Annotated in this window: 12 protein-coding genes; 4 read left to right on the top strand and 8 right to left on the bottom strand. The window is 69.4% G+C overall.

The annotated features are described in order from the left end of the window. Positions 1-37 precede the first annotated feature (37 nt). The 3 genes from AB0G47_RS25515 to nth all read right to left on the bottom strand — a co-directional run bounded on the left by AB0G47_RS25515 (position 38) and on the right by nth (position 3,057). Complete coding sequence (locus tag AB0G47_RS25515; protein WP_360774178.1) at positions 38-1,240, bottom strand: MarP family serine protease; 1,203 nt, start codon at positions 1,238-1,240, stop codon at positions 38-40. A 49-nt stretch (positions 1,241-1,289) separates the two neighbouring features. After that, on the bottom strand, positions 1,290-2,036 hold the full coding sequence (locus AB0G47_RS25510; protein WP_360774175.1) for a CoA pyrophosphatase: 747 nt from the start codon (positions 2,034-2,036) through the stop codon (positions 1,290-1,292). A 106-nt stretch (positions 2,037-2,142) separates the two neighbouring features. Further along, on the bottom strand, positions 2,143-3,057 hold the full coding sequence (gene nth, locus AB0G47_RS25505) for an endonuclease III (RefSeq protein WP_360774172.1): 915 nt from the start codon (positions 3,055-3,057) through the stop codon (positions 2,143-2,145). Positions 3,058-3,360: 303 nt separating this feature from the next. Here nth and AB0G47_RS25500 point away from each other — a divergent pair, with 303 nt between their 5' ends. Beyond that, the gene (locus tag AB0G47_RS25500; protein WP_016642758.1) at positions 3,361-4,035 is read left to right on the top strand and encodes a Crp/Fnr family transcriptional regulator; all 675 of its coding nucleotides are present in this window, start codon (positions 3,361-3,363) and stop codon (positions 4,033-4,035) included. Positions 4,036-4,237: 202 nt separating this feature from the next. Here AB0G47_RS25500 and AB0G47_RS25495 read toward each other — a convergent pair whose 3' ends face one another. From AB0G47_RS25495 to AB0G47_RS25480, 4 genes are all read right to left on the bottom strand, one after another. Then, entirely contained in the window at positions 4,238-5,068 is an 831-nt protein-coding gene (locus AB0G47_RS25495) for an MBL fold metallo-hydrolase (RefSeq protein ID WP_360774170.1), read from the bottom strand. A gap of 67 nt (positions 5,069-5,135) precedes the next feature. After that, on the bottom strand, positions 5,136-6,002 hold the full coding sequence (locus AB0G47_RS25490; protein WP_360774167.1) for an NUDIX hydrolase: 867 nt from the start codon (positions 6,000-6,002) through the stop codon (positions 5,136-5,138). 86 nt (positions 6,003-6,088) lie between these two features. Further along, entirely contained in the window at positions 6,089-6,559 is a 471-nt protein-coding gene (locus AB0G47_RS25485; RefSeq protein ID WP_360774164.1) for a RidA family protein, read from the bottom strand. After that, entirely contained in the window at positions 6,556-6,717 is a 162-nt protein-coding gene (locus AB0G47_RS25480; protein ID WP_003975360.1) for a DUF4177 domain-containing protein, read from the bottom strand. The genes AB0G47_RS25485 and AB0G47_RS25480 overlap by 4 nt, the downstream gene beginning before the upstream one ends. An 82-nt stretch (positions 6,718-6,799) precedes the next feature. Between AB0G47_RS25480 and AB0G47_RS25475 the strand changes: the two genes are divergently transcribed. Further along, a complete protein-coding gene (locus AB0G47_RS25475; RefSeq protein ID WP_360774161.1) occupies positions 6,800-7,780 on the top strand; it encodes an ArsA-related P-loop ATPase in 981 nt (326 codons plus the stop codon). Beyond that, complete coding sequence (locus AB0G47_RS25470) at positions 7,777-9,222, top strand: ArsA family ATPase (RefSeq protein ID WP_360774158.1); 1,446 nt, start codon at positions 7,777-7,779, stop codon at positions 9,220-9,222. Before AB0G47_RS25475 ends, AB0G47_RS25470 begins: the two co-directional genes overlap by 4 nt. A gap of 45 nt (positions 9,223-9,267) precedes the next feature. Here the strand turns inward: AB0G47_RS25470 and AB0G47_RS25465 are convergent, their stop codons facing one another. Further along, complete coding sequence (locus AB0G47_RS25465) at positions 9,268-9,612, bottom strand: WhiB family transcriptional regulator (RefSeq protein WP_167828965.1); 345 nt, start codon at positions 9,610-9,612, stop codon at positions 9,268-9,270. Positions 9,613-10,126: 514 nt separating this feature from the next. On the opposite strand from AB0G47_RS25465, the gene AB0G47_RS25460 reads away from it, so the two are divergent. Further along, positions 10,127-12,388 carry a transglycosylase domain-containing protein gene (locus tag AB0G47_RS25460; protein ID WP_360774155.1) on the top strand — a complete coding sequence of 754 codons (2,262 nt, stop codon included), beginning with the start codon at positions 10,127-10,129 and terminating at the stop codon, positions 12,386-12,388. Positions 12,389-12,536: the final 148 nt, after the last annotated feature.

Raw genomic sequence — 12,536 nt, 5'->3', positions numbered from 1 at the left:
GCGCCCCGGCGATTCCCGCCGTGACGCCCCCGCTCGGCTAGAGCGCGCAGCCCTCGCTGTCGACCTCCTGGTTGGCGGTGCGGCCGGCCTCGATGTCCTCGCGGACCTCGTCTGCCGTGAGCGCGTAGCCGGTGTCCGGGTCGTCGAGGGACTTCGCGAACACCACGCCGTACACCTTGCCGTCCGGCGTGAGCAGCGGGCCGCCGGAGTTGCCCTGGCGGACGGTCGCGTAGAGCGAGTACACATCGCGGCGCACGGTGCCCCGGTGGTAGATGTCCGGGCCGTTGGCCGTGATGCGGCCGCGCACGCGCGCGGGGCGCACGTCGTAGGGACCGTTCTCCGGGAAGCCCGCGACGATCGCGTTGTCACCGCTGACCGCGTCCTTCGACGTGAACTGCAGCGCGGGCGCCTGGAGGGTCGGCACGTCGAGTACGGCGATGTCGCGCTCCCAGTCGTAGAGCACGACCTTCGCGTCGTACGTCCGGCCGTCTCCGCCTATCTGCACCGTCGGCTCGTCCACGCCGCCCACCACATGCGCGTTCGTCATCACGCGGCGGTCGGAGAAGACGAAGCCGGTGCCTTCGAGGACCTTGCCGCAGCCGCGGGCCTCGCCCTGCACCTTCACGATGGACTGCTTGGCCTTCGTCGCGACCGCGCTCTTGGCGAGCCTGGGGTCGGGGGCCTGCACCTCGGTGATGGGCTCGTTCGAAAACGGGCTGAAGACCTGCGGGAAGCCGTTGCGCGCGAGGACGGATGAGAAGTCCGCGAACCAGGTGTCGGCCTGGTTGGGCAAGGCGCGCGAGACGCCGAGCAGGATCTTGGAGTTACGGACCTCCTTGCCGAGCGTCGGCAGCGTCGTACCCGCGAGGGCGGAGCCGATCAGCCAGGCGACGAGGAGCATCGCCACCACGTTGACCAGGGCGCCGCCCGTCGCGTCCAGGGCGCGGGCGGGCTGCCAGGTGATGTATCTGCGCAGCTTGTTGCCCAGGTGCGTGGTGAAGGCCTGGCCGATCGAGGCGCAGACGATCACGATGACGACGGCGACGACGGCGGCCGTCGTGCCCACCGCCTGCTTGTCGTCCGTGAAGGCGCCCCAGATGACGGGCAGCAGGTACACCGCGACGAGGCCGCCGCCCAGGAAACCGATCACCGACAGGATGCCGACGACGAATCCCTGGCGATAGCCGACCACCGCGAACCACACGGCGGCGACCACCAACAGGATGTCCAGCACGTTCACCGATTCAATCCTCGCCTCGCATCGCGGTCGCCACGTCCCCGCAACCTTGTCATGCGCGCCAGTCGAGCGGGACCTGCTTCGTACGGTCCCAGGGGCGCTCCCAGCCCGCGAAGTGCAGGATCTTGTCGATCACCCCGGCCGTAAAGCCCCAGACCAGAGCGGATTCGACGAGGAAGGCGGGGCCTTCGTGGCCGCGCGGGTGGACGGCCGTCGCGCGGTTGTCGGGATCCGTGAGATCGGCCACGGGGACCGTGAAGACACGGGCCGTCTCGGCCGGATCGACCACGCCTACGGGACTGGGTGAACGCCACCATCCCAGTACGGGCGTGACGACGAAATCGCTCACCGGGATGAAGAGGCGGGGCAGCACGCCGAAGAGTTGGACGCCCCTGGGGTCGAGCCCGGTCTCCTCCTCGGCCTCGCGCAGGGCGGCCCTCAGAGGGCCGTCCGTCAGCGGATCGCCGTCCTCGGGGTCGAGGGAGCCGCCCGGGAAGGAAGGCTGGCCGGCGTGCGAGCGCAGGCTTCCGGAGCGCTCCATCAGGAGCAGCTCGGGACCTTGGGCGCCCTCTCCGAAGAGGATCAGTACGGCGGACTGGCGTCCGGCGCCGCTCTCCGGGGGCAGGAAGCGGCTGAGCTGGGTCGGCTTGACGGTCTTCGCGGCGCGGACGACGGGGGCCAGCCAGGCGGGGAGGCCTTCGGTGCTGAGGCGCACGTGGCCGTTGGGGCTGTCTGTGCGGCCGTGCTCGTCGGGGGTGCCGGTGTGGCCGTGCCCCTGGAAGCCGTTCCCGTTCGTCATGTGCGCATCGCTCGTGTCGGTTGTCTCGCCTGTATCGCTCGCGTGCGTCATCGGCACCCCCGTCCAACTGTGGACAACGCCTGTGGCCCCTCGGTTGGTTCCTCGCTCATGCGGCGCCCAGTGGCGGCGCCGCCTTTCCCGGGTAGTCCGGCGGGGGCTTGAGACGCTGGCCCGGCAGGCCGCCCATCTCGTACTTGAGGAGCTTCTTCGCCTTCTCCGGGTCGGTCTCGCCCTCCCCGTACGACGGGCAGAGGCCGGCGATGGGGCAGGCGCCGCAGGCGGGCTTGCGGGCGTGGCAGATGCGGCGGCCGTGGAAGATCACCCGGTGCGAGAGCATCGTCCACTCGCTCTTCGGGAAGAGGTCGGCGATGGCGGCCTCGACCTTCTCCGGGTCGGTCTCCTCGGTCCACTTCCACCGGCGGACGAGGCGCCCGAAGTGGGTGTCCACGGTGATTCCGGGGACTCCGAAGGCGTTGCCGAGCACCACGAACGCCGTTTTGCGGCCTACGCCGGGCAGCTTGACCAGGTCCTCTATGCGGCCGGGGACCTCGCCGCCGTGGTTGTCCCGGAGGGCCGCGGCGAGGCCCATGATCGACTTCGTCTTCGCCCGGAAGAACCCGGTCGGCCTGATCAGTTCCTCGACCTCTTCGGGGTTGGCCGCGGCCAGGTCCTCCGGGGTCGGGTACGCGGCGAAGAGGCGCGGGGTCGTCTGGTTCACCCTCAGGTCGGTGGTCTGCGCGGAGAGGACCGTGGCCACCAGGAGCTCGAAGGGGTTTTCGAAGTCCAGCTCGGGGTGCGCGTACGAGTACACCTCGGCGAGCTCGCGGTTGATGCGGCGGGCGCGGCGGACGAGGGCGGTACGGGACTCGGGCTTGGTTTGTTTGGCGGGGGTGGTTTGTTTGGCGGGCTTGGCCTTCTTGGTGGGGGTGGGCTTCACCGCGGTGGTGGGCTTCTTCGCCGTCGTCTTCTTTGCTGCCGCCGCCGTCGTCTTCTTTGCTGCAGGCTTCCTCACCGGTGGCATCCTTGTCCCTTTTGTCGCATTCTCTGGTTCAGAGGAAGCCTGTTCGCCCACAGCGGAATCACGGCGTGCGGTCACCCTTCCAGCCCCCCTTGGCCTGTGCTCTCACCGGCTTTTTGGACACCCGGCCAGCCTAGAGCCCGGCACTGACATCCGCCCCTGACCCCATGGATGGGCCCCCAATTGGCCCCCTCCTGCATGGCATGCGACACCAGTACGGCATCCTTGTGACAGATCACACTGTTTGGACCGTCCGGCAAAATGGGGAGCACGGTCCCCTGATGCAGGTCGACAAGGAGAGAACTCGTGGACGACGTTCTGCGGCGCGCCCCGCTCTTCGCGGCGCTCGATGACGAGCAGGCCGCGGAGCTCCGCGCCTCCATGAGTGAGGTGACGCTCGCGCGCGGGGATGCTCTGTTCCATGAGGGCGACCCCGGAGACCGCCTTTATGTGGTCACCGAGGGCAAGGTGAAGCTCCACCGGACCTCACCCGACGGGCGCGAGAACATGCTCGCGGTGCTCGGTCCCGGCGAGCTCATCGGAGAGCTCTCGCTGTTCGACCCGGGTCCGCGTACGGCAACCGCCTCCGCCCTCACCGAGGTCAAGCTGCTCGGCCTGGGGCACGGCGACCTCCAGCCGTGGCTGAACGCGCGGCCCGAGGTGGCCGCCGCGCTGCTGCGTGCCGTCGCCCGGCGCCTGCGCAAGACCAACGACCAGATGTCCGACCTGGTCTTCTCCGACGTGCCCGGGCGTGTGGCCCGCGCGCTCCTCGACCTGTCGCGCCGCTTCGGTGTGCAGTCCGAGGAGGGCATCCACGTCGTGCACGACCTCACGCAGGAAGAGCTGGCCCAGCTGGTCGGCGCCTCCCGCGAGACGGTCAACAAGGCGCTCGCGGACTTCGCCGGGCGCGGGTGGCTGCGGCTTGAGGCTCGCGCGGTGATCTTGCTGGATGTGGAGCGGTTGGCGAAGCGGTCTCGCTGACGCCGGTGCGCTGACGCTGTGTCTTACGTGGATGGGGTTCCGTCTCTTTTGAGGCTGGGCCCCATCTGTGCTTGCCGCACAGGCTTTTCCCGCCCACCCGCCCGATTGCCCCGCAGGGTGATCGGGCGGGTGGAGAGGTTGGGCAGGGCAAACCGCCGCTGGCGGTGTTCGTGGGGCGGCGCCGCGGCCCTGAACCGGGCCGTCAGATCAGGCCGTGCTCCCGCAGGTAGTCCAGCTGGGCACGGACCGAGAGTTCCGCCGCCGGCCACAGGGAGCGGTCGACGTCCGCGTACACGTGGGAGACGACGTCCGCGGGGGCCACGTGGCCGTTCTCGACGGCCGTCTCCACCTGGGCCAGGCGGGTCGCGCGGTGCGCGAGGTAGAACTCGACGGCGCCCTGCGCGTCCTCCAGAACCGGTCCGTGGCCCGGCAGGACCGTGTGCACGCCGTCGTCGACCGTCAGGGACCTGAGGCGGCGCAGCGAGTCCAGATAGTCCCCCAGGCGGCCGTCAGGATGCGCCACGACCGTCGTACCGCGGCCCAGGACCGTATCCCCCGTCAGGACGGACTGATCGGCCGGGAGATGGAAGCACAGGGAGTCCGCGGTGTGGCCCGGCGTCGGCACGACGCGCAGCTCCAGGCCGCCCGTCGTGATCACGTCACCCGCGGCGAGGCCTTCGTCGCCGAGACGCAGCGCCGGGTCGAGGGCCCGCACGTTGCTGCCGGTCAGCTCGGCGAAGCGGGCGGCGCCCTCCGCGTGGTCGGGGTGGCCGTGGGTGAGGAGGGTCAGGGCCACGCGCTGACCGGCCTTCTCGGCGGTGGCAATGACGTTCTGGAGGTGCGCGTCGTCCAGGGGGCCCGGGTCGATGACGACAGCGAGCCCGGAGTCCGGCTCCGCGACGATCCAGGTGTTGGTGCCGTCGAGGGTCATCGCGGACGCGTTGGGCGCGAGCACGTTGACGGCGCGGGCCGTTGCGCGACCGCTGAGAACTCCACCCCGGGGCTGTCCGGGAAGGGCGGCGGCTTCGGTCATGCGGGGTTACTCCCGTTCGGGTGGGGTGGAGTGACGCTGCGGGTGGGAGAGGGGCGGGCACCGAGGTTCACTCGGGCTCGCCCGTAGAGATGTGTTTGGTGAACTCCTCGTGACCTGGCCAGGTCAGGGTCAACTCGCCGTTCTCCAGGCGCGCTTGGGCCAGGACCGGGGTCAGGTCCCGCTCCGGGGCGGCGGCCAGGGCGTCCGCCGCGGACCCGTACCGGCTCAGCTGGCGCAGGGTCGCGATGGTCGGTGGCATCATCAGGAGCTCGCCGTTGTCGTACCCCTCCGTAGCCTTCCCGGGAGCGATCCACACCGTACGGTCCGCCTCCGTAGAGGCGTTGCGCGTGCGCTGCCCCTCCGGAAGCACCGCCACGAAGAAGAACGTGTCGTACCGCTTCGGCTCGAACTCCGGAGTGATCCACCGCGCCCAGGCACCAAGCAGGTCACTACGGAGGACAAGACCCCGGCGGTCCAGGAACTCCGCGAAGGACAGCTCGCGGGCCACCAGCGCCTCGCGGTCGGCCTCCCAGTCCTCACCCGTCGTGTCGCCGACGACGGTCGAGGGGCTCGGCCCGGCCAGCAGCACGCCCGCCTCCTCGTACGTCTCGCGGACGGCGGCGCACACGATCGCCTGGGCGCCCGGCTCGTCCACGCCGAGCCGCGCCGCCCACGACGCGAGGGAGGGGCCCGCCCAGCGGACCAGGTGGTCGTCGTCGCGCGGGTCCACTCCGCCGCCCGGATACGCGTACGCGCCTCCGGCGAAGGCCATGGAGGCGCGTCTGCGCAGCATGTGTACGGCGGGGCCCGCCGCGGAGTCCCTCAGGAGCATGACCGTGGCGGCCCGGCGCGGAGTCGCCGGCGTCAGTTCGCCGCTGCTCAGCGCCCGGATGCGGTCGGGCCACTCCGGGGGATACCACTGCCCATTAGCCATGGGCGGAGGCTATCCCCTGGCGGGCTGATGTTCGAGAGGCAACTATCGGGCGCTCCAGGAGACCAAAAACCGCCCCCGCGCAGCCCTCACGCCTCGGTCAGTTCCACCTGGATCTCGACCTCGACCGGCGCGTCCAGCGGCAGGACCGCCACGCCCACGGCGCTGCGGGCGTGCACGCCCTTGTCGCCGAGGACCTCGCCGAGCAGCTCGCTCGAGCCGTTGATCACGCCGGGCTGGCCCGTGAAGTCGGGGGCCGAGGCGACGAAGCCGACGACCTTCACGACGCGTGCGACCCGGTCCAGGTCGCCGATGAGGGACTTCACCGCGGCGAGCGCGTTCAGGGCGCAGGTGCGGGCCAGGTCCTTGGCCTCCTCCGGGGTCACCTCGGCGCCGACCTTGCCGGTCACCGGAAGCTTGCCCTCCACCATCGGGAGCTGCCCCGAGGTGTACACGTACACACCGGACTGTACGGCCGGCTGGTAGGTCGCCAGCGGCGGCACCACCTCCGGCAGGGTCAGTCCGAGCTCGGCGAGGCGAGCGTCCACGACGCCGCTCATGCCTGCTTCTCCCGCTTCAGGTAGGCCACGAGCTGCTCAGGGTTGTTCGGCCCGGGCACGACCTGGACGAGCTCCCAGCCGTCCTCGCCCCAGGTGTCCAGAATCTGCTTCGTGGCATGGACGAGCAGCGGCACGGTTGCGTATTCCCACTTGGTCATATGGCCGACTCTAGCCGCTGTGAGGCGCTGCTCACGGTGGCCTCCTGCGTAGCCCGGACGGGGACTGGTTAGGCTCACAAGTGTGAGCAGGCTCCAGGTCGTCAGCGGCAAGGGTGGTACCGGCAAGACCACGGTGGCCGCCGCCCTAGCGCTCGCCCTCGCGACGAAGGGCAAGCGCACCCTTCTCGTGGAGGTCGAGGGCAGACAGGGCATCGCGCAGCTCTTCGAGACCGAAGCGTTGCCCTATGAGGAGCGGAAGATCGCCGTCGCTCCGGGGGGCGGGGAGGTGTACGCCCTCGCCATCGACCCCGAGCTCGCGCTCCTCGACTACCTCCAGATGTTCTACAAGCTGGGGGGCGCCGGACGCGCGCTCAAGAAGCTCGGCGCCATCGACTTCGCCACCACCATCGCACCGGGCCTGCGGGACGTCCTGCTGACGGGCAAGGCCTGCGAGGCCGTACGCCGCAAGGAGAAGAGCGGGCGTTTCACGTACGACTGTGTGGTGATGGACGCCCCACCGACCGGGCGCATCACGCGCTTCCTGAACGTGAACGACGAGGTGGCGGGGCTCGCCAAGATCGGGCCGATACACAACCAGGCGCAGGCCGTGATGCGGGTCCTCAAGTCCCCTGAGACGGCGGTGCACTTGGTGACGCTGCTCGAGGAGATGCCGGTCCAGGAGACCGCCGACGGGATCGCCGAGCTGCGGGCGGCGAAGCTCGCCGTGGGGCGGGTGATCGTGAACATGGTGCGGCCCGCCCTGCTCGACGAGGCCTCGCTCGAACTGGGCCTTGGGCAGACCCCGCGGGCGGCCATCGCCAAGTCCCTGTCGGCCGCGGGCCTCGGCGGCGCCCGGCGCGGCGGCAACGCGGAGCGGCTGGTCGACCCGCTCCTGGAGCAGGCCGCCGAGTACGCCGAGCGGTACGCCCTGGAGCGCGACCAGCGGGCCGTGCTCGGCGATCTCGGCCTGCCCTCGCACGAACTCCCGCTGCTTGCAGGGGGGATGGACCTGGCGGGGCTCTACGACCTCGCGACGGAACTGCGGAAGCAAGGGATCGCATGACGACGCCCGACCCGGCACGCACCCCTGACCCGGCACGCACCGACCCGGTACGCCCTCTCGACCCGGCCCGCAGCCTCGACGTGGACAGGCTGCTCGACGACCCGAAGACCCGCATCGTCGTGTGCTGCGGCTCCGGAGGCGTCGGCAAGACGACCACGGCGGCCGCGCTCGGTCTGCGTGCCGCGGAACGGGGCCGCAAGGTCGTGGTCCTCACCATCGACCCGGCGCGCAGGCTCGCGCAGTCCATGGGGATCGACTCGCTCGACAATGTGCCGCGGCGGGTCAAGTCCATCGAGAGCTCCTCCGGCGCGGGCGAGTTGCACGCGATGATGCTCGACATGAAGCGCACCTTCGACGAGATCGTCGAGGCGCACGCGGACAAGGAGCGGGCGAGCGCGATCCTCAACAACCCCTTCTACCAGTCGCTTTCGGCGGGCTTCGCGGGCACGCAGGAGTACATGGCGATGGAGAAGCTGGGGCAGCTGCGCTCCCGCGACGAGTGGGATCTGATCGTCGTCGACACCCCGCCCTCGCGCTCGGCCCTCGACTTCCTTGACGCCCCGAAGCGCCTCGGTTCGTTCCTGGACGGGAAGCTGATCCGGCTGCTCATGGCTCCCGCGAAGGTGGGCGGCCGGGCCGGGATGAAGTTCCTGAACGTGGGCATGTCGATGATGACGGGGGCCCTGGGCAAGCTGCTCGGCGGTCAACTGCTGCGTGACGTGCAGACGTTCGTGGCCGCGATGGACACCATGTTCGGCGGTTTCCGCACCCGCGCGGACGCCACGTACCGGCTGCTGCAGGCGCCCGGCACGGCATTCCTCGTGGTGGCGTCGCCGGAGCGGGACGCGCTGCGTGAGGCGGCGTACTTCGTGGAGCGGCTGGCCGCCGACGACATGCCGCTCGCCGGTCTCGTGCTGAACCGGGTGCACAGCAGCGGCGCCGCCCGGCTCACGGCCGAGCGGGCGCTTGCCGCCGCGGAAGATCTCGCGCTTGCCGCCGCGGAAAATCTTGATGAGAGCCGCATTGTGGATCAGGGGGACGGGAAGGTTGGAGGGCGTACCTCCTACGAGGCTCTCGCCGACTCCCCCGAGACTCCCGAGACCTCCGAGACTCCCAAGACATCCGAAAGCCCTGAGAATCCCGCACCTTCTGAACTTCATGAGCCGTCGGCCGAGCCGCTGCCGGCCCCTCGGTCGGCCACGTCGGCCACGGAGCCGTCCGTCGAGCAGCTGACCGCCGGTCTGCTGCGGCTGCACGCCGAACGTATGCAGTTGCTCGCGCGCGAACAGCGCACACGCGACCGTTTCACCGCGCTCCACCCCGAGGTGGCCGTGGCCGAAGTGACCGCTCTGCCGGGTGATGTGCATGACCTGGCAGGCCTTCGGGCCATCGGTGACCGGCTCGCGGCCGGTGCTGATGGTGATCCGGCCGGAGCTGCCTGAGCGGCGGGTCTATCCCACCGCCGCGGTGGTCTGTCCCACCGCGGCCTATCCCACCGCCGCGTAGCTCTCGTACGTCTCGTCGTCCTCCAAGTCCACGGGCAGCAGGCCCGCGCCACGCTCGTACTCGGAGCGCGCCGTCTCAAGCAGCCGGCGCCATGAGGTGACGGTGGGACGCCTGCGCAACAGTGCGCGGCGCTCCCGCTCGGTCATACCACCCCACACGCCGAACTCGACGCGGTTGTCCAGCGCGTCGGCCAGGCACTCGGTCCGCACCGGGCAGCCGGTGCACACCGCCTTGGCCCTGTTCTGCGCTGCTCCTTGAACGAACAGTTCATCTGGATCGGTAGTGCGGCAGGCCGCCTGCGCACTCCAGTCGGTTACCCAGCCCATACCGGCGCCGTCCTCTCCCGAATCGAGGCTCCCCCACGGCGGCAGCGGCATATTCACCGCCGCCAGTTGAGGACGTTACGGAAGGTGGCGACAGCGCAACACCCCCTTCGGGCCCAATCTTGAATGGCCCGAACGGACTATGCGTAAGCGGCAGATCACCCGACGGAGTGAGCTGGCGACATGCGTGAGGAACCCGGCATAAGCGGGCATTTCAGTTGAGTCACAACGGGCACCGGATGGCGCATAAGGCGAATTCGGACACTCCCTCAAGCTCTCCAGGAGCCGGAGGTGCCCCCTCGTCAGATTCGGGGATGACGGCGGGGTTGTTGCTGAACCGCACTGCTGTGACAGTTGAGAGCAGCTTAGGCCAAGGCATTGAGGCCTGTCCGGCGAATCAGAACGTGGGCACGAGAGCGGGCGGCTGCTGCTCTCCGATGTCACGATCCGGCACTCGAACATCCCGAGGAACACCCGCTCCCTCGGAACGCCGTTGACTACGGATTAGGCTGCCCTCATGGGAAAGAAGCGCTCCGGCGGTGGTCTGTCACCAACTCAGCAGGCCGCGAAGTTCCTAGGTGTCAGCGTCCTCGCGGGAGCGGTGCTGGCCGGGATCGCCCTGCCCGCGGCCGGTGCGCTCGGCCTCGCGGCCAAGGGTTCGGTCGAGGGGTTCGACGAGATCCCCGCCAACTTGAAGCAGCCGCCGCTGAGTCAGCGCACCACGATCCTGGACGCCAAGGGCGGTGCGATCGCGACGGTCTACTCACGTGACCGCACCGTGGTGCCGCTCAAGGAGATCTCGCCGTACATGCAGAAGGCGATCGTCGCGATCGAGGACGCCCGCTTCTACGAACACGGCGCGGTCGACGCGAAGGGCATCCTGCGCGCGCTGAACCAGAACGCGCAGAGCGGCGGCGTCGCCCAGGGCGCGTCCACGCTCACCCAGCAGTACGTGAAGAACGTCTTCGTGGAGGAGGCCGGTGACGACCCGACGAAGGTCGCCGAGGCCACCCAGCAGACGCTCGGGCGCAAGATCCGCGAGTTGAAGTACGCGATCCAGGTCGAGGACAAGCTCGGCAAGAAGCGCATCCTCAGCAACTACCTGAACATCACCTACTTCGGGCAGCAGGCGTACGGCGTCGAGGCCGCGTCCCGGCGGTACTTCTCCAAGCCGGCCAAGGACCTGAAGATCCAGGAAGCCGCGCTGCTCGCCGGCATCGTGCAGTCCCCCAGCCGGTACGACCCGGTCAACGACGCACAGGAAGCCACCAAGCGCCGCAACGTCGTCATCCAGCGGATGGCGGAGACGCACGACATCACGCAGACGGAGGCCGAGGCGGCGAAGAAGAAGCCGCTCGGCCTGAAGGTGAGCAAGCCGAAGAACGGCTGCATCACGGCGGTCAGCGGCGCCGGGTTCTTCTGTGACTACGTACGCGAGGTCTTCCACTCCGACCCGGCCTTCGGCAAGACCAAGGAGGACCGGGCCAAGATCTGGAACCAGGGCGGTCTGCGGATCAAGACGACGCTCGACCCGCAGGCGCAGGAATCCGTGCAGGCCTCGATAAAGGATCACGTCAACCAGACCGACGACGTGGCGACGGCGGCCACCATCGTCGAGCCGGGCACCGGCAAGATCCTGGGCATGGGCCAGTCGCGGCCCTACGGCATCAACCTCAAGGCCAACGAGACCTCGATGAATCTGTCCGTGGACCAGAACATGCGGGGCGGCGCGGGTTACCAGCCGGGTTCGACTTTCAAACCCATCGTCGCGGCAGCCGCCCTGGAGGGCGGCATGCCTCCTACGAAGAGCTACGGCTCGCCGTACGAGATGCCGTATCCGGAGCGTGTCTCGGCATGCGACGGCAAGGAGTGGGTGAACTCCGGCGGCGCGAAGCTCACCAATGAGAACGAGACCGAGGTCGGCCCCTACGCCATGAAGGAAGCGACCGCGAAGTCGGTCAACACCTACTTCGTGGAGATGATCGGCGACATCGGGATCTGCCCGGTGACGAAGATGGCCAAGAAGATGGGCGTCGAGCGGGCCGACGGCAAGAAGATGGACCAGGCGCCGTCGATCGCACTCGGCACCCAGGAGATGTCACCACTGACGATGGCGAGCGCGTACGCGACGTTCGCCGCGCGCGGCAAGTACTGCACGCCCATCGCCATCGAGTCGATCTCCGCTCCGGGCGGCAAGTCGCTGCCGGTGCCGAAGTCGTCGTGCTCGCGTGCGATGTCGCAGAAGACCGCCGACACGATCAACACGCTCCTGAAGGGCGTGGTCGAGGACGGCACGGGCCAGCAGGCGGGCCTCGGCTCCCGCCCGAGCGCGGGCAAGACCGGTACGACCGACTTCCGCTACGCCGCCTGGTTCGTCGGCTACACGCCGAACATGTCGGGCGCGGTCTGGGTCGGCGACCCGCAGCACAAGCGGCAGATGGTCGACATCACCATCGGCGGGGTCCCGTACGGCAAGGTCTTCGGTGGCGAGGTGCCGGGCCCGATCTGGCGCGACGCGATGAGCGGCGCCCTCGCGGGCAAGCCCGCACCGGGCTTCAACACCGTCCACATCCCGGACGGCAACAAAGACAGGGACAAGGACAAGCCCCACGACGACCCCAAGCCGGGCGGCGGCGGTGGAAACGACGGCGGAGGCAACGGTGACGGCGGCGGTGGCGGCGATCCCTGGCCGGACATCTCCCTCCCGCCGGACGTCATCGGCGGCGGCGGAAACGGCGGGAACGGCAACGGGGGCGGGATCGGCGGCTGGGGCCGCTAGCTCCTCCCTTTAGTACTCAGTACGTACGCGAATGAGGGCGCCCCCTGACTTCAGGGGGCGCCCTCATTCGCGTACGCGATTCACCGAGTGGCTGCTCAGCAGTCTTTACTGACGTCTTTACTGACGTCTTTGCTGAAGCCTTTACTGA

The sequence above is a fragment of the Streptomyces sp. NPDC021622 genome, assembly GCF_040640795.1.
GTDB lineage: Bacteria > Actinomycetota > Actinomycetes > Streptomycetales > Streptomycetaceae > Streptomyces.
Note: the sequence above shows the minus strand (reverse complement) of the source record. Positions and strands in the feature narration are given on the sequence as shown.

What these genes read in the sequence shown, in the direction of transcription:
- AB0G47_RS25510 (WP_360774175.1), bottom strand. Translation starts at nt 2,036, where the DNA reads ATGACGAACGGGAACGGCTTCCAGGGGCACGGCCACACCGGCACCCCC.
- nth (WP_360774172.1), bottom strand. Translation starts at nt 3,057, where the DNA reads ATGCCACCGGTGAGGAAGCCTGCAGCAAAGAAGACGACGGCGGCGGCA.
- AB0G47_RS25495 (WP_360774170.1), bottom strand. Translation starts at nt 5,068, where the DNA reads ATGACCGAAGCCGCCGCCCTTCCCGGACAGCCCCGGGGTGGAGTTCTC.
- AB0G47_RS25490 (WP_360774167.1), bottom strand. Translation starts at nt 6,002, where the DNA reads ATGGCTAATGGGCAGTGGTATCCCCCGGAGTGGCCCGACCGCATCCGG.
- AB0G47_RS25485 (WP_360774164.1), bottom strand. Translation starts at nt 6,559, where the DNA reads ATGAGCGGCGTCGTGGACGCTCGCCTCGCCGAGCTCGGACTGACCCTG.
- AB0G47_RS25480 (WP_003975360.1), bottom strand. Translation starts at nt 6,717, where the DNA reads ATGACCAAGTGGGAATACGCAACCGTGCCGCTGCTCGTCCATGCCACG.
- AB0G47_RS25470 (WP_360774158.1), top strand. Translation starts at nt 7,777, where the DNA reads ATGACGACGCCCGACCCGGCACGCACCCCTGACCCGGCACGCACCGAC.
- AB0G47_RS25465 (WP_167828965.1), bottom strand. Translation starts at nt 9,612, where the DNA reads ATGGGCTGGGTAACCGACTGGAGTGCGCAGGCGGCCTGCCGCACTACC.
- AB0G47_RS25460 (WP_360774155.1), top strand. Translation starts at nt 10,127, where the DNA reads ATGGGAAAGAAGCGCTCCGGCGGTGGTCTGTCACCAACTCAGCAGGCC.